The organism is Ruegeria sp. HKCCD8929, from assembly GCF_013031405.1.
GTDB lineage: Bacteria > Pseudomonadota > Alphaproteobacteria > Rhodobacterales > Rhodobacteraceae > Ruegeria.
Map to the genome: position 1 here is coordinate 347,613 of NZ_WPZY01000002.1, position 18,493 is coordinate 366,105.

The window sequence follows — 18,493 nt, forward strand, 5'->3', positions numbered from 1 at the left end:
ATTTCCTTTCCGTACTTTTGATGGGTTTTGACTGTTTCATCAATTTCCTTGATCAATATGGGAGAATGTGGTTCATTCTCAAAACGAATGTTTCTGATGTTTATCATCAAGGATCGTGATTATGAGAAATTTGGACATCACCACCTTGCGCTCGTTTGTAGCGGTGGCTGACAATGGCGGCGTCACCCGCGCCGCAGGATTCCTGCACCTAACGCAATCCGCCGTATCCATGCAGCTCAAGCGACTGGAAGAGTTGCTGGGGCTCGAACTGCTGGACCGCAGTGGCCGCGGCATTGCGCTCACCGCCTCGGGTGAACAGCTTCTGGCCTATGCCCGCCGGATGGTGGCCCTGAATGACGAGGTGATCGGGCGGCTCACGGATCAGGCCTTTGAGGGCGAGGTGGTTTTGGGCGTGCCGCACGACATCGTCTATCCGGCGATTCCGCGGGTGCTGCAGACGTTCAACGCCAATTATCCGCGGGTGAACGTGAACCTCGCGACCTCGAATACCCGCCAGTTGAAAGAGGAGTTCAATCGCGGCACCTACGATCTGATTCTGACTACCGAAACCGGCGAGGGTGAGGGGGCAGAGACCATCCATCACATGCCCTTGCGCTGGGTCGGTGCACGCAACGGCTCAGCCTGGCGACAAAGGCCGCTGCGTTTGGGGTTCTGCCGTATCTGCAGTTTCCGCCCCGTCGCGCTGTCGGCACTGGAAGAGGCCGGGATCGAATGGGAATTGGGTCTGGACAGCGATTCCGACCGCACGGTCGAGGCCACGGTCAGCGCCGATCTGGCGGTTGGTGTGCTGCTGGAAGGCACTCAACCCGGCCATCAGGAGTTGATTGACCATGGCGGGGCGCTGCCCCGTCTGCCGGTGCAGCACATCAACCTCTACGGGGCGGATCGTGTGCGCGAGAAATATGTCGAAGAGCTTGCGGAACTGATCCGGCAGAGTTTTTCGGCGTTGCGCCCGTCGCACATCCGGGCGGTCGTCTGACGAACTAAGGCGTGATGACAACCTTGCCGGTGGATTTTCGCTCTTTGAGCAGTTGCATGCCCTCGGCGACCCTATCCAGCGGCAAGGTGTGACTGACATGCGGTTTGATCCGGCCCTCTGCATGCCAAGCGAATAGGGTCCGGAAGCTGTCTCGCACGATCTCGGGACGGAACTTCAGGTAACCACCGATGTAAAAGCCGATCACGGTGAGGTTCTTGACCAGCAGATGATTGGCCGGAATCTGTGGCACCTCGCCACCGGCAAACCCGATGGGCAGTAGGCGGCCCTCGGGGTTGGTGGCGCGAAAGGCCGCATTGAACACGGCGCCGCCGATGGCGTCGTAAACAACGTCGGCGCCGCCCAGTTCCTTGACGCGGGCACGCAAATCCTCGGAGGCGTCGATCAGATGATCCGCCCCGGCGGCTTTTGCGACGGCAAGCTTGTCCTCGCCCCTTGCCTGCGCAATAACGGTCGCCCCCATCAGCTTGCCAATCTCGACGGCGGTCAGACCGACCCCACCGGCAGCGCCGGTCACCAACAAGGTCTCGCCGGGTTGCAGGCGTGCGCGGTGCTCCAAAGCGATGTGGCTGGTGCCGTAAGCGATCTGAAACGCTGCCGCATCTTCGAAAGTCATTGTGTCCGGCAAGGGGATGGCACGATCTGCATCAAAGACACCATAGTCCGCCAACCCGCCCTGACCTGAGTAGACGGCGATTCGGTCGCCCGGCTTCAGGTTGCGTACGTTTGTTCCCGGTTTGTCGACAATACCGGCGATTTCCATGCCAAGTGTAAACGGTGCAGCGGGCGTGTCCTGATACGTACCCTTCTGCATCAGAAGGTCCGCAAAGTTCAGACCGCAGGCGCGGATCGCTACCCGGACCTGATCCGGCCCCGGCTCGGGCCGGTCAACCTGAACGAGTTCGGCCGGTGCGCCAGGCGCCTCGATTCGATATGCGCGCATCTGAAACCCCCTTTTTTTCAGGCTATAAACCGTTGAAGTGAGGCGAGTGTCAAACCGGTTCCTGCGATACCCGCGCGCTCCTCAATCTTGGCCAAACAGACCCTTCGTTTGCGTTGTGGAAACAGTCGTTGAGTCGCGCTTACACACACAACCACAAATCTGTGTACGCTGCGTTAGATTCAACCTTCTTGAAATGCAGCAAAAAATTGGCAATATTCAGCCATGGTGCAGTTCGGGATGCATTTAACGGAATTAGGGAGTTCTTAAACGGCCACCCGCTAGCGTGGCGAGGGAGCTTTTGTGCCAGTGCCCGGATTGTTGTTAGTGAATGAAGAGGAGAGAACTCATGACCCATCCCGTCGATGTCCATGTGGGCAAGCGCGTGCGTCATCGCCGCTGGCTCATCGGCATGACCCAGCAGCAGCTGGCCGAACAGGTTGGTATCAAGTTTCAGCAGATTCAAAAGTATGAAACCGGTGCGAACCGGGTCAGCGCATCACGTCTGTGGGACATCGCAGAGGCTCTGGATGTTCAGGTGAGCTTCTTTTTCGAAGGTCTGGATGAAAGCCACAAAGAGACACCGGAAAAGCGCAACGTGCCTGCGGATCTCATGGGCGACAAGGAAGCTCTGGATCTCGTGCGCTCATACTATGCAATTCCGGAAAACCAGCGCCGTCGCCTGTTTGAACTGGCGCGCGTGCTGAGCGACGTCGCCTGATACGGGCTTGACTTCGCCGGTCGCGGGACGCACGGGTGTATGCATGACACCTGGCTGGCTCAGCGATCTCGACATAGCAGAATTGATGGCAGATGCCGCCCGGTCGGCAATTCTGCCATTTTTTCGTTCCGCCGATCTTGATACCCAAAACAAGCTGCAGGCTGGCTTTGATCCGGTGACGGTTGCAGACCGGGCAGCCGAGGAAGCCATGCGCGAGGTACTGCGCCAGCATCGTCCCGAGGACGGTATCTGGGGCGAGGAGTTCGGACAGCAGGCCGGGCAGAGCGGTCGAACCTGGGTGCTGGATCCGATCGACGGCACCCGTGCCTTCATCAGCGGCACACCGACCTGGGGTGTGCTGATTGCGCTTTCCGGCGAAAACGGGCCTGAGCTGGGCATTATTGATCAGCCCTATATCGGCGAACGCTTTGTGGGTGGCGGTGGTGAGGCGCGCATGTCCGGCCCCAAGGGATCGGTTGCGTTGAAAACCCGCGATACAAAGGCCCTTGATCAGGCCCTTCTGTTCACCACGTTCCCCGAGGTTGGAACGCCCGAAGAAGGCGCAGCCTTTCGCGCGGTTGCCGAACACGTGAAGCTCACGCGGTACGGGATGGATTGTTATGCCTATGCGCTGCTGGCGGCTGGGCAGATCGATCTGGTAATCGAGGCCGGATTGAACGCCTATGACATCCAGGCCCCCATCGCCGTGATCGAAGCAGCAGGCGGTATTGTGACGGACTGGCAGGGTGGTCCGGCGCACCAGGGGGGAAGGGCCTTGGCCGCCGCGAATGCCGATGTTCACGCGGCCGCACTGGACATTCTCGCTCGCGCCTGAACCGGCTTGTTTTCTGGGCACCCGAGGATTAGCCTGCCCGCGGCCGGTTCTTGAGCCCGTTTTCCATCGGCCCACACACACTTCCATGAGACGGGTGCCTGAAAAGGAGTGTGTTCATGACCGATATCCTGATCCGCAATGCCGATACCATCCTGACGATGGATGACAAGCGCAGCGAGTTGAGCAATGCCGACATCCTGATCCGAAACGGCGCAGTCGCCGCCGTTGGAACGAATCTGGGTAACACTGTTGCAGCCTTGCCGGATACGATTATCCACGAGGCGAAGGGCTGCGTCGTTACCCCGGGTCTGGTCAACACCCATCACCATCTCTACCAGACCCTGACCCGGGCGGTGCCGGGCGGGCAGGATGCGCTGCTTTTTGGCTGGCTACGCACGCTCTATCCGATCTGGGCCCGGTTTGGCCCCGAGGAGATGTTCGTCTCGGCCCAGATCGGGTTGGCGGAGCTTGCGCTGTCGGGCTGCACGCTCAGTTCGGACCATCTCTACCTGTACCCGAATGGCTGCCGGCTGGACGACACGATTGCCGCCGCCGCCGAACTGGGGATGCGCTTCCATCCCACACGGGGCGCGATGAGCATCGGGGAGAGTGCCGGTGGCCTGCCGCCTGACAGTCTGGTTGAGGGAGAGCAGGAGATTCTCAACGACATGATCCGCGTGGTGGACAGGTTCCACGACGGGTCCGAAGGCTCTATGTGCCGGGTCGGGCTGGCCCCGTGCTCACCCTTTTCGGTTAGCCGGGATCTGATGCGTGACGCGGCGTTGCTGGCGCGGGACAAGGGCGTGATGCTGCACACCCATCTGGCCGAAAACGACGAGGACATCGCCTATTCCGAGGCGCAGTTCGGTTGCCGTCCCGGTCAATATGCCGAGGAACTGGGCTGGACCGGGCCGGATGTGTGGCACGCCCACTGCGTGAAACTCGATGGGCAGGAGATCGACCTTTTTGCCAGAACACGCACCGGTGTAGCCCACTGCCCCTGTTCGAATTGCCGTCTGGGTTCGGGTATCGCGCCGGTGCGGGCGATGCGGGATGCGGGAGTGCCGGTGGGGCTGGGCGTGGATGGCTCGGCCTCGAACGACAGCGGCAATCTGATGGCTGAGGCGCGTCAGGCAATGTTGCTGCAACGGGTGGCATGCGGTGCAGACGCGATGTCGGCCCGCGAAGCGCTTGAGATCGCTACACGCGGCGGCGCCGACGTGCTGGGCCGCCCGGATTGCGGACGTCTCGCCCCCGGCAAGCGTGCCGATATCGCGGTCTGGGACACCACCGGCATCGACTGCGCCGGAAGCTGGGACCCGGCTGCCCTGTTGCTGGCCGGGCCGACCCGCGTTAAGCATCTGTTTGTCGAGGGACGCCAGATCGTGCACGATGGTCAGATCACCTCGATTGATCTGCCGACCGTCATCGAGCGGCAGAACCGGTTGGCACGCGCCCTTCGATCCTGAGCCGGTTGCATGTCAGTTACTGGAGATATTCTCGACAGAAGCACGCGTCTCGGGACGCGTCTTCTTATCAGAAGACCTTACGCCGTCCGCCGATCCACACTTCGGTCACGGCCCGGTCATCGCCCATCATGATGGTTGGGAAAACCGCCTCCCATAGGTCCGAGGCCATATCAGATCGCTGGGAGATGGCCGGGGTTGAGGCCAGGTCCAGCACCACCAGATCCGCCTCCATCCCCGGCGCGATGTTGCCGATCAGGTGGCCCATCCGCAGCGCGTGGGCAGAGCCAACCGTGGCCAGCCATAGCAATTGCGCGGAATGCAGTGGTACGCCGCGCAGCTGTCCGATCTCATAAGCCGCCGCCATGGTGCGCAGCATGGAAAAGCTCGACCCGCCACCTGTGTCGGTGGCCAGTCCGATCCGCTGTCCTTCGGCCATCAAACCCGCCATGTCGAACAGGCCCGATCCGATGAAGGTGTTCGAGGTTGGGCAATGCACAAGCGCCCCGCCAACCTCGCGCAGCCGGTCACGCTCACGCGGTTCCAGATGGATGGCGTGGCCGTAGAGGCCGTTGCCGCCCAGCAGTCCGAAACTCTCGTAGGTGTCGAGATAATCGCGCGCGTCGGGGAACAGGCCGCGTACCCACTCGATCTCATCCGTCTGCTCGCTCAGATGGGTCTGCATCAGACAATCAGGGTTCTCGGACCAGAGCGCACCCATCGCCTCCAACTGCTCCGGCGTCGAGGTGGGCGAGAAACGCGGTGTGATGGCGTAAGAAATGCGGTCCAGCCCATGCCATCGCTGCAACAGCGCGCGGGACTGTTCATAGGCGGTCTGCGCCGTGTCGCGTAGCCCCTCGGGCGCGTTGCGGTCCATGCAGGTCTTGCCCGCGACCACCCGCTGTCCCCGGGCCTGGGCTGCGGCAAAGAACGCCTCGACGCTTTCAGGATGGATGGTGCAGAAGCTGCACATGGTGGTGGTGCCGTGCGCCGCCGTCAGGTCCAGATACCGCCCGGCGATCTCGGCAGCATAGTCGGGCGAGGCGAACTTCATCTCCTCGGGAAATGTGTAGCTGTTCAGCCAGTCGATCAGCCGCTTGCCCCAGCTCGCGATCATCGCCGTCTGCGGATAATGCACATGGGCGTCCACGAAACCGGCCAGGATCAGCCGCTCGCCGTGATCGACCAGATCGGCCTGCGGATGGGCGGCGCGCAGGGCGTCATGGTTCCCGACCGCAGCAATGGTGCCGCCTGACAGCAGCACCGCCTCGTCGATCCGAACCGCGTCTTCGGGCTCACCCTCGAAAGGGGATGCCGTGAAGGATAATACGCGCCCTTTCAGAAGGGTTTCCTGCGCCATGCCGTGTCGATCTCCGCTCAGTTGGAACCGGACCTGAGCATAGGTGCCGCATGCAAGTCGGTAAATTGCGCTATTGTCATTGTTTTCCGGTAGCAGCTTCTTCTATTTTGCGGCCAATCGCAGAACAAAGGGGCTGAGCATGACGACGGGCAACGAACACGCCGACACCGACCAGTCCCGCGACGATAACGCCTATGAGCTGGACCCCAAGGCCGTCACGGCGATCCTCTATGCAGTGGATGTGGACGATCGGGACAAGCTGGTCGAGCTCATGGAGCCGCTGCACCCGGCCGACATCGCCGACCTTCTGGAACAGATCAACACCTTTGACCGGGCCCGGCTGATCCGCCTTTACGACCGTGAGTTCGATGGCGAGATCCTGTCCGAGCTTGAAGAGGGCCTGCGGGAAGAGGTGATCGGCGTTCTGCGCCCCGACGTCCTGGCTGAAGCGGTACGCGAGCTGGAAAGCGATGATGTCGTGGACCTGCTGGAAGACCTGGAAGAGCCGCAGCAGGAGGCGATCCTCGACGCGCTGGAAGATGCCGACCGGGTCGCCGCCGAGCAGGCGCTGTCCTACCCCGAGAACTCCGCCGGACGTCTGATGCAGCGAGAGGTGGTAATGGCGCCCGATCACTGGACGGTGGGGCATGCCATCGACCATATGCGCGGCACCGATGATCTGCCCGAGGAGTTCTATCACGTCGTTCTGGTCGATCCGCGCCTGCATCCAGCAGGGCAGGTGGCGCTGGGCCGGCTGATGGCCTCGCCCCGCGACACTTTGCTGAGCGGCATCGCCGACGAAGAGTTTCAGACCATTCCGGTGGAGCAGGACGAAGAGGATGTGGCCTATGCCTTCAACCAGTATCACCTGATCTCGGCCCCGGTGGTGGACGATGACGGGCGGCTTGTCGGAGTGATCACCATCGACGACGCCATGGTGGTGCTGGATGACGAACACGAAGAAGACATCCTGCGCCTTGCCGGGGTCAGCGATGAAAGCTCGCTGTCCGACAGCGTGGCGTCGACCAGCAAGCGGCGGCTGCCGTGGCTGGCGGTAAACCTCGGTACTGCGATCTGTGCTTCGCTGGTGATCTCGCAGTTCGAGGCGGCGATTGCGCAACTGGTCTCGCTGGCGATCCTGATGCCCATCGTGGCGTCGATGGGCGGCAATGCGGGCACGCAGTCGCTGACGGTGGCGGTGCGCGCACTGGCCACGCGCGACCTGACCGGCGCCAATGTCTGGCGGGTGATCCGGCGCGAGCTGCTGGTGGGGATGCTCAATGGGCTGTGTTTTGCCATCGTTCTGGGCACGGTGGGGATGCTGTGGTTCGGCTCGCCCATGTTGGGTGTCGTGATCGGCGCGGCACTGGTCGTGAACATGATCATCGCGGGCTTTGCCGGTACGGTAGTACCGGTGGTGCTGGACCGGCTCGGGGTCGATCCGGCGCTGGCCTCGGGCACTTTCGTGACGACCACGACGGATGTGATGGGGTTCTTCATCTTTCTGGGCCTTGCCACCGTGGTGCTTCTATGACCGATCTGACAGACCTGACCGAAGTGAAGGCGGCGGCCCGCAAGGCGGCTTTTGCCCGTCGCAAACAGGCCTTCGACACTCGCCTGCCGGGGGCTGCTGGGCGGCTGTCCGAGGTGCTGGCCGGCCATCGTGGCGTGCCGCTCTCGGGCTACATGCCGATACGGACCGAGATCGACCCGCTGCCTGCCATGGCCGAGGCCTCGGCCTATGCCCCGGTTGGCGTGCCGGTCATTCAGGGCGAGGGGCAGGCGCTGCGCTTTTCCCGCTGGACGCCCGAAGGTGTGCTGCGCGACGGGCCGTTCGGGGCGAAAGTGCCCGAGGTCGACGACTATTTCGACCCCGAGATCCTGATCGTGCCGCTGGTGGCTTTTGACGCGCGCGGCGGGCGGCTGGGATATGGCGGCGGCTTCTATGACCGCACGCTGGAAGGGCTGCGCGCCAAGCGCCCGACGCTGGCCATCGGCTTTGCCTTTGACGCGCAGCAGGCGGACAACCTGCCGCTGGAGCCAACCGATCAGCCGCTCGACATGCTTGTCACCGAAAGCCGGGTGCTGACCTTCTGACGCGACATTCCCGCTTGTTCTTGTATGCGGCAGCACCTAGGACAGACGGTCATGAGGATTTTGTTTCTGGGTGATGTCATGGGCCGCGCCGGGCGTGCGGCTGTACGCGATAACCTGCCGCGCCTGCGCACGGACTGGCGGCTGGATTTCGTCGTGGTCAATGGCGAGAACGCATCGAACGGGATGGGTCTGAGCGGCGATCACGCCAAGCTCCTGCTGGATGCGGGGGCCGATTGCGTGACGCTGGGCGATCATGCCTTCGACCAAAAGGACATGCTGCAATTCATCGAAAGCGAGCCGCGCATTGTGCGTCCGATCAACTATGCCAAGGGCGCGCCGGGGCGGGGCTATCGCCTGTATAACGCGCCGGGCGGGCGCAAGGTGCTGGTGGTGCAGGTGCTGGGGCAGGTGTTCATGAAGCGCCCCTTCGACGATCCGTTTTCGGCCGTCGAACCCGTGCTCAAGTCGCATCCGCGCGGTGGGTTGGCGCAGGCGGTGATCGTGGACATGCATTGCGAGGCGACCTCGGAAAAGATGGCGATGGGCCATTACTGCGATGGGCGTGCGAGCCTTGTCGTCGGCACCCACACCCACGTGCCCACAGCTGACGCGCAGGTGCTGGCGGGCGGCACTGGCTACCTGACCGATGCGGGTATGTGCGGTGACTACGATTCGGTCATCGGCATGGACAAGGTCGAGCCGATGCGCCGGTTCATCACAGGAATGCCCAAGGCGCGGTTCACGCCCGCGACCGGTGAGGCAACGCTCTCAGGTGTGTTTGTCGAGACCGATGACCGTACCGGCGCTGCCCAATCTGTACGCATGGTGCGCGTTGGCGGGCGGCTTGAGCAAGCTGCGCCTTAGCCATCCGCAGGATAGGCTTGCTCAAGCCGGGCCAATGCGGGACACTACTGATCAGGCGCGCACGCCAGACAAGGGTTCGGACTGACAACCAAAAATGCAAATCCTTCAGCTTACTGACACGGGCAGTGCTGTTGTGGCGCTGATGATCGTCGCGGGCATGTTCATTCTGTTCCTGCGTGAGGTCTTTCCGACCGAGGTGGTGGCGATCTCGGGCGTGGCCCTGATGATGATCACCGGCATCCTGCCCTATGATCAGGCCCTTCCTGTGCTGTCCAACCCGGCGCCGTGGACCATTGCGGCCATGTTTATCATCATGGGCGCACTGGTGCGGACCGGGGCGCTTCATTCCTTCACCTCGGTGGCGCAGAAACAGGCGCAGGTGAACCCGCGTATCGCCATCGCGCTGTTGATGGCCTTTGTGGTCATTGCCTCGGCGTTTGTTTCGAACACGCCGGTTGTCGTGGTCATGATCCCGGTTTTCGTACAGATCGCCCGGACCCTGGATGTGCCCGCGTCGAAGCTGCTGATCCCGCTGTCCTATGCGGCGATCCTAGGCGGCACGCTGACGTTGATCGGAACCTCGACCAACCTGTTGGTCGATGGTGTGGCGCGTACCCATGGTCAACCGGCCTTTACCATCTTCGAAGTCACGCCGCTCGGTCTGATCCTGGTCGCTTATGGCATGCTCTATCTGCGTTTCATTGCGCCGCGCCTGCTGCCTGAGCGGGACAGCATGGCCTCGATGCTCAGCGACCGATCCAAGATGAAGTTCTTTACCGAGGCGGTGATCCCCCCCGACAGCAACCTGATCGGGCGCGAGGTGATCGGCGTGCAGCTGTTCAAGCGGCAGGGTGTGCGGTTGATCGACGTGGTTCGGGGCGACGAGTCGCTGCGGCGCAACCTCAAGGGTGTCACCCTGCGTGTCGGTGACCGGGTGGTGCTGCGCACGCAGATGACCGAGTTGCTCAGCCTGCAGAGCAACAAGGAACTCAAGCGTGTGGATCAGGTCTCGGCGGTTGAGACCAAGACGGTTGAGGTGCTGATCACGCCCGGCTGCCGCATGGTCGGGCGCACGCTGGGCGCCCTGCGGCTGCGGCGCCGTTACGGCGTTTACGTGCTGGCGGTGCACCGCCGGAACCAGAATATCGGGCGCCAGCTGGACGAATTGGTGGTGCGGGTCGGGGATACGTTGCTGCTGGAAGGCTCGCCCGCCGATATTCAGCGGCTGGCGGCGGATATGGACATGGTCGATGTCTCGCAACCCTCGGCGCGGGCCTACCGGCGCAGCCATGCGCCCATCGCGGTGGCCGCGCTGTGCGGTATCGTGCTGCTGGCGGCGCTGGGCGTGGCGCCGATCCTGATGCTGTCGGTGATGGCCGTGGCGCTGGTGCTGGTCACCCGCTGCATCGACGCCGATGAGGCGTTTTCGTTTGTCGAGGGGCGTCTGCTGGCGCTGATCTTTGCCATGCTGGCCATCGGCGCGGCGCTTGAGGCCTCGGGCGCAGTGAAACTGATCGTTGACGCCGTCGCTCCGGGATTGGGCATGTTGCCGCCGTTCATGATCGTCTGGGCGGTCTATCTGCTGACATCCGTGTTGACTGAACTGGTGTCGAACAACGCGGTGGCAGTGGTGGTCACCCCCATCGCCATCGGGCTGGCGCAGGCGGTGGGCGTCGATCCCCGGCCGCTGGTGGTGGCGGTGATGGTGGCGGCCTCGGCTTCGTTTGCGACGCCGATCGGATACCAGACCAACATGATGGTCTACGGGCCGGGCGGCTACCGGTTCACCGACTTCATGCGCGTTGGGATTCCGCTGAATCTGTCCGTGGGGCTTCTGGCCTCGTTACTTATTCCGCTCATCTGGCCGCTCTGACGGCACGTTGCCGCCGACATGGGGCCGGTGTGCTTGAAACGGTTCCACAACCTCCGATCTCGCATGCAGAATGAATGCGAGTACAGAGGATCACGGTTCATGCGCACAGTCCGGAGTTTGACCGCTATTGCCATAAGTGTCGCGTCGCTGATGACCGGCGCTGCAACGGTCGCGGCTGGCACAATTCAAGGCTCGGCGACGTATCGTGAGCGTATCGCGGTGCCGCCCGGAGCGGTGCTTGAGGTGCGGCTGGTGGACATCTCGCGCGCCGATGCCCCGTCGATCACCCTGTCATCCCGCCGGTACGCGCTGAGCACCGTTCCGGTGATGTTCGAATTGCCGTTCGATGATGCGCTGATCGACGCTGGTATGAGTTACGCGGTGCAGGGCGAGATCCTGCAGGGTGAACGGCCATTGTTTGTCACCGACATGGTCTATCCGGTTCTGACGCAGGGCAGCGGCGACGACGCCGAACTGGTGCTTGTGCAGGTCGCGCAGGGCGAAGGCGCGGGGCTGGAGGGCACAACCTGGCGGGCCTTTGAGCTGAATGGGATACCGCTGGAGACGGACAAGCGGCCCGAGATCGCTTTTGCAACCGACGGTGCCTTTGGCGGCAGCAGTGGTTGCAACCGTTTCAGCGGGCACGCGGAGATCACCGCCGACATGATTGCGTTCCCCGAGGATATGGCCGCCACGCTGATGGCGTGTCCGCCGCCTTACGATGAGCTTGAGCACGAGTTTTTCCGAGCGCTGCCGCAGGTGTCCGGGTTTCAGCGCGATGGTGCGATGCTGGTTCTGGTGGATACCGCCGGAATGGCCATCATACGCCTAAATTTGGTTCAATAGAGTTTCAATGAAAAAGCTGGTCGAACTCGCAGGGGGCAGTGGACGAGCTGCCCGGATTAGGGGGCTTGCAGGCATCCTCTTCGTGGCTGGCACACTGATGGGTTGCGCGCCGTTCGACCGGGGTACGGGTATGACCGAAGACCGCGAGACGGCGCCCGAGCTTGTCGCGCGAGATTTGCGGTTCTGGGCCGATGAACCAGCCGGGGCTTTGTCCAGTCACCTGCCGGGCGGCAGGTTGAGCGATGTCCTTGTCCTGTCGGGCGGCGGGCCGGATGGGGCGTTCGGTGCCGGAGTGCTAACCGGGTGGACCGACGCCGGAACCCGGCCCGAATTCGACGTGGTCACCGGGGTCAGCATCGGCGCCATTATTGCCCCTTACGCCTTTCTCGGACCGGAATATGATGACGAGCTTGAGGATTTGGTCCTGAACCGCACCGGCAAGCTGCAGCGCCCGGAACTGACCGTTTCCGGGCTGATCTTTGACGCCGGTGCCTTTGAGCGTCAGGCGCTCTCGACACTCGTCAACGCGATTCTGACGCCTGACGTGATTGCCCGCATCGCCGAAGAGCATCGCGACGGGCGGCGCCTGTTCGTGGCGACCACCGATCTGGATGCGCAGCGCATGGCGGTCTGGGATATTGGTGCCATGGCGCAGGCGGCCAACCCCCAGATGGCCGAGGCTATTCGCGGTGTCTTCGTTGCTGCCGCGGCGATTCCGGCTGCGTTCAAACCGGTGCGGCTTTCAGCCCCCTCGGTTCTTGGGATCGAGGATGAGTTGCATGCCGATGGCGGTGTAATCAGCCAGATCTGGGCCCCCGATCCGCGCGCGCTCCGCACCCATAATCGAGGTCGTGGCACAACCTACCACATCATCATCAACAACGCCGTCGAGCCGGATTTCGACGTAATCAACGCCAATGCCGCCAGCCTCGGTACGCGCGCCATCACCACGCTGATCCGCGCCGGAATGCACGCCGATCTGGCGCTGACCGAGACGCTGCTGCGGCAATCGGGTTCGGACATGTCGCTGGCCTACATTCCGCCGGACTGGCCGCTGGCGGTTCATGCCCTGGATTTCTCGCCCGAGCATTTGCTGGAGATTTACCAGTTGGGCCGCAACGCCGCGCGTGATGGTTCGATCTGGGTGCCGCGCGTGCCGAACAGCTATCGCGCGGTGCCGTGAGACAGGTCAGGCAATCGCCCGGGACCGCCCCGCGTTGCGACCCGAAAAGATGCAGCCGCCCAGAAAGGTCCCCTCAAGCGCGTTGTAGCCGTGGTAACCACCGCCACCGAACCCGGCGACCTCACCCGCCGCGAAAAGGCCCGGGATCACCTGACCGTCGATGCCGATCATCTGGCTGTCGAGATTGGTCTGCAGCCCGCCCAGCGTCTTGCGGGTCAGGATGTGCAGCTTGACCGCGATCAGCGGGCCGTTAGCCGGGTCGAGGAACTTGTGCGGCTTGGCGGTGCGGATCAGCTTGTCCCCGCGATAGTTGCGGGCAGCGTGGATCGCCATCATCTGCGCATCCTTCGAGAACGGGTTGTCGATCTGGGCATCGCGCGCCTCGATCTGGGCGCGCAGATGCGTCTCGTCGATCAGCCCACCGCCGAGCTGGTTCATGCCGCCGACCAGCTCGGTCAGGGTGTTGGCCACGACGAAATCCTCACCCTTTTCCTTGAACGCCTCGACCGGGCCGGTGGCCTTTGAGCCCGACAGAACGCGCTGTCGGATCACTTCCATCCAACTGCCCGAGGTGAAGTCGGGGTTTTGTTCCGAACCCGACAGGGCAAATTCCTTCTTGATCACCTTCTGGGTCAGGACGAACCAGCTGTACTCATACCCGGTCTTCAGGATCTCGCGCAGGGTGGTGAGTGTGTCGAAGCCCGGCAGGCAGGGCGGGAGCAGACGGTTGCCGGTGGCGTCGAACCACATTGAGGACGGGCCGGGCAGGATGCGGATGCCGTGGGCGGGCCAGATCGGATCCCAGTTGCGCACGCCTTCGGTGTAATGCCACATCCGGTCGCCGTTGATCACATGCCCACCAGCTTTTTCGCTGATCGGGATCATGCGGCCATCGACGTGGAACGGCACCCCCGCCACCATGTCCTGCGGCGGCTCACCCAGCCGGTCGCGCGGCCAAGCCTTGCGCACCATCTCGAAATTGCCGCCGATACCGCCAGATGTGACGATGATCGACGGGGCGTAGACTTCGAATTCCCCCACTTCATCGCGGTTGGTCTTGGCCCCGCGCGCGGCCCGGTCATCCGAAAGGACTTCGCCGGAGACCCCCTTGGCGCAGCCGTTCTGCATGATGATGTGGCTGACCTGATGGCGGAACCGCAGCTCGATCAGACCGGCACTCACATGCTCGCGCACGCGGCGCTCAAACTGCTCAACGACACCGGGGCCGGTGCCCCAGGTGATATGAAAACGGGGGACCGAGTTGCCGTGGCCTGTGGCGTAAGAGCCGCCGCGCTCGGCCCAGCCCACGACCGGGAACCAGCGCAAACCCATCTCGCGCAGCCAGGGGCGCATCTCACCGGCGGCGAATTCCACATAGGCCTCGGCCCATTTGCGCGGCCAGTCATCCTCGGGGCGGTCGAACTGGGCGCTGCCCAGCCAGTCGCGCATCGCCAGTTCGCGGCTGTCGCGGATACCCATGCGGCGCTGCTCGGGCGTGTCCACCATGAACAACCCGCCGAGGCTCCAGAACGCCTGACCGCCCAGGAAATGCTCGGGCTCCTGATCCAGCAGGATGACCCGCTTGCCCCGGTCGCCCAACTCTGCCGCCGCGGCAAGGCCCGCAAGCCCGCCACCCACGATGATTGCATCTGCGGAGTTATTGCTCATGGGCTGTCCTTTCAACGGCTGCGAAACCAGAAGAGGAAGGGAAGTGCGACGGCGTACATGGTGATACCATAAACGGCGGCGGGCAGGGCCAGCGGGCTGAATCCGGTTGAAGTGTTGGTGATCAGTGCGGCCAGCGTGATGCCCAGCGTCGAGTTCTGGATGCCGGTCTCGATCGAGATCGTCTTGGTTTCATCCCAGCTCAGCCCGGCGGCACGGGCGATGCTAAGGCCGATGAGCAGCAGCGCGAGGTTGAGCGCGATCAATCCGGCACCCATGATGCCTAGATTGTCGACGAAGAGCTGCCAGTTGCCTGCCAGCGCGGCGATGACGATCAGGACGAAGAGCACGGTGGCGAGTTTCGAGAGCGGCCCGTCAAGAGCCAGCGCGAAGCCTCTGAAATAGTGGCGGATAGTGACTCCGATGGCGACGGGCAGCGTGGTGATCAGGAACATGGCGATGGCCAGTCCGGTGACCGAAACCTCGGGCGCGGCCTCGCCCATGAAATGGCCAACGGACCAGGCGGCGAGGACGGGCACGGTCAGGATCGACAGAAGGCTGATGATGGCCGTCAGGGTGACCGACAGGGCCACGTCGCCCTTGGCCAGCTTGGACAGAATGTTGCTGGTCACGCCTCCGGGACAGAAGCTGAGCAGCATGAAGCCCACCGCGATCTCGGGCGGCAACGCAAACAGGGTAACTGTGGCGAAAGCCGCCAGGGGCAGCAGCACGACCTGGCTGACAGCACCGATGGCGAACGGGTATCGACGGGTGACCACGCGGCGGAAATCTGCGGCCTCAAGCCCCACACCCAGCGACAGCATGATGATGGCCAGCGAGACCGGCAGGCCGACATTTATGAGAAAATCCAAAACAACCCCTCCCAAAGCCGTTTCGGATCACCCTATGCGGGTGGTGGCGGCTCAGGCAACGGCTCCGTTGGGTCACCCGTAGCGGTGGGCGAAACGGCGCAGGATTTCGCCGGGTTGAGTGACCTCGGCGGCGTGGCAGGCCTCGATCAGCTTTTGTGCGTCCTCGGGCGGGAAGTAGCCGTGATCCTTGTAGATGTTGATGCGTTCCTCAAAGTCATGCGCATCGGCCTCGGGGTGGAATTGAGTGGCATAGACGTTCTCGCCCCAGCGGATCATCTGATAGGGGCAGGGGGCCGAGGCAATCAGATGGGTGCAGCCCGGGGGCAGGTCCTGCACCGCCTCCTTATGGCCGACAAAGGCGTCAAAGACCGGCAGCAGCCCGGTGGTCAATGGATCGCTGGTGGCGTCTTCGGTCAGGGTGCAGGTCGAAGGGCCGACGGGCTCGCTGTAGCGCGCCTTGCTGACCTCGCCGCCCAGATGCGCGGCCAGAATGCCCAAACCGTAGCAGCAGCCCATGAAGGGGTAGTCCAGTTCGGTGATGCGCGGCATCAGCCCCATGATCGTGCCCTCGATCCGGACATCCAACGGGGACTTGCACGCCGGCTCGTCGCTGACACAGCCCGGCCCGCCGCCGACGATCACGCCCGCGTAGTCGGTGATGTCCAGCCCCTCGGGCAGATCCTCACAATCCAGCCGGATGCGGTGGGTGCGCTCGGGCGGCATCTCGCATTTGCCGAGGATCGAGGCGAACTCGGCGTCGGCGGCGTCGGTCTCGGGGCGGAGTTGAAGGATCAGAAAACGTTTCATGGCACCGGATTAGAGCGGATCGCGGCGAAATGGAACCAGGCACACCAAGTTTCATGCGCGGCCAAGAGCCTTGCAAGGCTCTTACAAGGATTTTCGAAAATCCTTGGCACGAGGCGGTGGCCCAGCGCGCTATCCACTCGCATCTACATCGGCCAGAAGATCAGGATGGCCGGGATCGAGACGGCGACGATCAGAACCTCCAGCGGCAGACCAATGCGCCAGTAATCCCCGAACCGGTAGCCGCCGGGCCCCAGAATCAGCGTGTTGTTCTTGTGCCCGATCGGGGTCAGGAACGCTGACGATGCCGCCACGGCCACCGCCATCAGGAACGGATCCGGCGACACCTCGAGCGTGCGGGCCATCTGGATGCCGACCGGGGCCGCCACGATGGTGGTCGCGGTGTTGTTCAGCACGTCCGACAAGGTCATCGTCACCACCATCAGAACGGTCAGGATCGCCCAGGCGGGCAGGCCTTGCGTCAGCGAGATCAGACTGCCCGCGATCAACTGGGTGCCGCCCGCGTTTTCCAGTGCCGCCCCCAGCGGGATCATCGAGCCAAGAAGCACAACCACCGGCCACTCGATATGGTCATAAATCTCGGCAATCGGCAGGATCCTGGTCAGCACATAGGCCACCACCACAAGCCCCAGAGCAATCGGCAGATAGAGCAGTCCGACACTCGCGGCCAGCACGGCAGCGGCGAAGAGGCCGATGGCCAGCCAGACCTTGTCATTCGCGGTGACGTTCAGACCCCGCTCGGCCAGCGGCAGGCAGCCCAGCCAGTCAGTCACGTCCGGTCCCCGGTCGCGGGGGCAGAGCAGCAGGAGAATGTCGCCCGGCTCGACCTCGGTCTTGCGCACCTGTTTGGTGATCCGCCGCCCCTGACGCGAGATGCCCATCAGCACCGCGCTCTGCCGCCAGGCCAGCCCCAGCCCCTGTGCCGTGCGCCCGGTGATGCGGGCGCTTTCGGGAACGACGACCTCAATCACTTCCAGCCCCTCGCCGGCAGCGGTCACCACCTCCTGCCGGCGGGTGTCCGAGAAATCGAGATTGAGGGCTGCGCGGAACTCGTCCAACGCCTCGGGCACCGCCTCCATCACCAGCGTATCGCCCGCCTGCAAGATGGCGTTGGCCGCCCGTCCATAGCGGCGCTTGCCGTCGCGGATCAGGCCCAGGATCGCCACGTCGGTCTTTTCGGCGGTCTCGTCCAGTTCGGCCAGCCGCTTGCCGATATGGGGCGATTCCTGTGGCACTGTCAGTTCGGCAATATACTGCGCCACGGCCTCAGCGCCCGCCACCTGCGCGCCGCGATCCGGGATCAGACGCCAGCCGACCAGTGCTACGAAAGCAAGCCCCGCGATAGCTGCCACACCGCCTACAGGCGCAAAGTCGAACATGGCAAAGGGGGTGCCCACTGCCTCGGCCCGGATCGAGGCGATGATGATGTTGGGCGGCGTGCCGATCAGCGTGGCCATGCCGCCGAGGATGGTGGCAAAGCTGAGCGGCATCAGCGTCAGCCCCGCCGCCCGGCCCGCCTTGTGCGCAGTCTGGATATCGACCGGCATCAGCAGCGCCAGCGCCGCCACGTTGTTCATGAAGGCCGACAGAACCGCCCCGATCCCGCCCATCAGCGCGATATGGGAACCCAGCCCGCGTGAGGCATCGACCAGGGTGCGGGTGATCAGAAACACTGCCCCCGACCGCACCAGCCCCGCTGACACCACCAGCACCAGCGCCACCACGATAGTGGCGGGATGGCCAAAACCGGAAAAGGCGTCCTTGACCGGGACCACGCCCAGCACCACGCCGATCATCAGGGCGGAGAATGCCACCAGATCGTATCGGAACCGGCCCCACAGCAGAAATGCAAACACAGCGGTGAAAAGAGCAAAGAGAATAATCTGATCTGTCGTCATGGCCTCACCATACGTCTCTGGCCTTGCCCT

The 18,493-nt window shown here is 63.3% G+C and carries 16 protein-coding genes; 10 read left to right on the plus strand and 6 right to left on the minus strand.

Features of this window, described 5'->3' with window-relative positions; genetic code table 11:
• The first annotated feature begins 121 nt into the window (after positions 1 to 121).
• A complete protein-coding gene (locus tag GOX53_RS04335) occupies positions 122 to 1,000 on the plus strand; it encodes a LysR family transcriptional regulator (protein WP_171173770.1) in 879 nt (292 codons plus the stop codon).
• Positions 1,001 to 1,004: 4 nt separating this feature from the next.
• Here the strand turns inward: GOX53_RS04335 and GOX53_RS04340 are convergent, their stop codons facing one another.
• Positions 1,005 to 1,961: an NADPH:quinone oxidoreductase family protein gene (locus GOX53_RS04340; RefSeq protein ID WP_171173771.1), complete on the minus strand. Its 957-nt coding sequence runs from the start codon at positions 1,959 to 1,961 to the stop codon at positions 1,005 to 1,007.
• Between the two features lie 346 nt (positions 1,962 to 2,307).
• On the opposite strand from GOX53_RS04340, the gene GOX53_RS04345 reads away from it, so the two are divergent.
• From GOX53_RS04345 to GOX53_RS04355, 3 genes are all read left to right on the plus strand, one after another.
• Entirely contained in the window at positions 2,308 to 2,679 is a 372-nt protein-coding gene (locus GOX53_RS04345; protein WP_171173772.1) for a helix-turn-helix domain-containing protein, read from the plus strand.
• Positions 2,680 to 2,722: 43 nt separating this feature from the next.
• Positions 2,723 to 3,514, plus strand: coding sequence for a histidinol-phosphatase (gene hisN, locus GOX53_RS04350; RefSeq protein WP_171173773.1), 792 nt, complete (start codon positions 2,723 to 2,725; stop codon positions 3,512 to 3,514).
• Positions 3,515 to 3,630: 116 nt separating this feature from the next.
• On the plus strand, positions 3,631 to 4,983 hold the full coding sequence (locus GOX53_RS04355; protein ID WP_171173774.1) for an 8-oxoguanine deaminase: 1,353 nt from the start codon (positions 3,631 to 3,633) through the stop codon (positions 4,981 to 4,983).
• 67 nt (positions 4,984 to 5,050) lie between these two features.
• Here the strand turns inward: GOX53_RS04355 and guaD are convergent, their stop codons facing one another.
• A complete protein-coding gene (gene guaD / locus GOX53_RS04360; RefSeq protein WP_171173775.1) occupies positions 5,051 to 6,340 on the minus strand; it encodes a guanine deaminase in 1,290 nt (429 codons plus the stop codon).
• A gap of 139 nt (positions 6,341 to 6,479) precedes the next feature.
• On the opposite strand from guaD, the gene mgtE reads away from it, so the two are divergent.
• The 6 genes from mgtE to GOX53_RS04390 all read left to right on the plus strand — a co-directional run bounded on the left by mgtE (position 6,480) and on the right by GOX53_RS04390 (position 13,203).
• Positions 6,480 to 7,874: a magnesium transporter gene (mgtE, locus tag GOX53_RS04365; RefSeq protein WP_171173776.1), complete on the plus strand. Its 1,395-nt coding sequence runs from the start codon at positions 6,480 to 6,482 to the stop codon at positions 7,872 to 7,874.
• Between the two features lie 5 nt (positions 7,875 to 7,879).
• Positions 7,880 to 8,437: a 5-formyltetrahydrofolate cyclo-ligase gene (locus GOX53_RS04370; protein ID WP_171174020.1), complete on the plus strand. Its 558-nt coding sequence runs from the start codon at positions 7,880 to 7,882 to the stop codon at positions 8,435 to 8,437.
• Between the two features lie 51 nt (positions 8,438 to 8,488).
• Complete coding sequence (locus tag GOX53_RS04375; RefSeq protein ID WP_171173777.1) at positions 8,489 to 9,301, plus strand: TIGR00282 family metallophosphoesterase; 813 nt, start codon at positions 8,489 to 8,491, stop codon at positions 9,299 to 9,301.
• 94 nt (positions 9,302 to 9,395) lie between these two features.
• Positions 9,396 to 11,174: an SLC13 family permease gene (locus tag GOX53_RS04380; protein WP_171173778.1), complete on the plus strand. Its 1,779-nt coding sequence runs from the start codon at positions 9,396 to 9,398 to the stop codon at positions 11,172 to 11,174.
• Positions 11,175 to 11,273: 99 nt separating this feature from the next.
• On the plus strand, positions 11,274 to 12,020 hold the full coding sequence (locus GOX53_RS04385; RefSeq protein WP_171173779.1) for a YbaY family lipoprotein: 747 nt from the start codon (positions 11,274 to 11,276) through the stop codon (positions 12,018 to 12,020).
• Between the two features lie 7 nt (positions 12,021 to 12,027).
• Positions 12,028 to 13,203, plus strand: a complete 1,176-nt coding sequence (locus GOX53_RS04390; protein WP_171173780.1) for a patatin-like phospholipase family protein — start codon at positions 12,028 to 12,030, stop codon at positions 13,201 to 13,203.
• A gap of 6 nt (positions 13,204 to 13,209) precedes the next feature.
• Here the strand turns inward: GOX53_RS04390 and GOX53_RS04395 are convergent, their stop codons facing one another.
• The 4 genes from GOX53_RS04395 to GOX53_RS04410 form a co-directional block, all read right to left on the minus strand.
• Positions 13,210 to 14,871 (minus strand): FAD-binding dehydrogenase, encoded by a 1,662-nt coding sequence (locus tag GOX53_RS04395; protein WP_171173782.1) that lies wholly within the window; start codon positions 14,869 to 14,871, stop codon positions 13,210 to 13,212.
• An 11-nt stretch (positions 14,872 to 14,882) separates the two neighbouring features.
• On the minus strand, positions 14,883 to 15,740 hold the full coding sequence (locus tag GOX53_RS04400) for a bile acid:sodium symporter family protein (RefSeq protein WP_171173784.1): 858 nt from the start codon (positions 15,738 to 15,740) through the stop codon (positions 14,883 to 14,885).
• 72 nt (positions 15,741 to 15,812) lie between these two features.
• The gene (locus GOX53_RS04405; protein WP_171173786.1) at positions 15,813 to 16,547 is read right to left on the minus strand and encodes a glutamine amidotransferase; all 735 of its coding nucleotides are present in this window, start codon (positions 16,545 to 16,547) and stop codon (positions 15,813 to 15,815) included.
• 143 nt (positions 16,548 to 16,690) lie between these two features.
• Complete coding sequence (locus GOX53_RS04410) at positions 16,691 to 18,463, minus strand: SLC13 family permease (protein ID WP_171173787.1); 1,773 nt, start codon at positions 18,461 to 18,463, stop codon at positions 16,691 to 16,693.
• Positions 18,464 to 18,493: the final 30 nt, after the last annotated feature.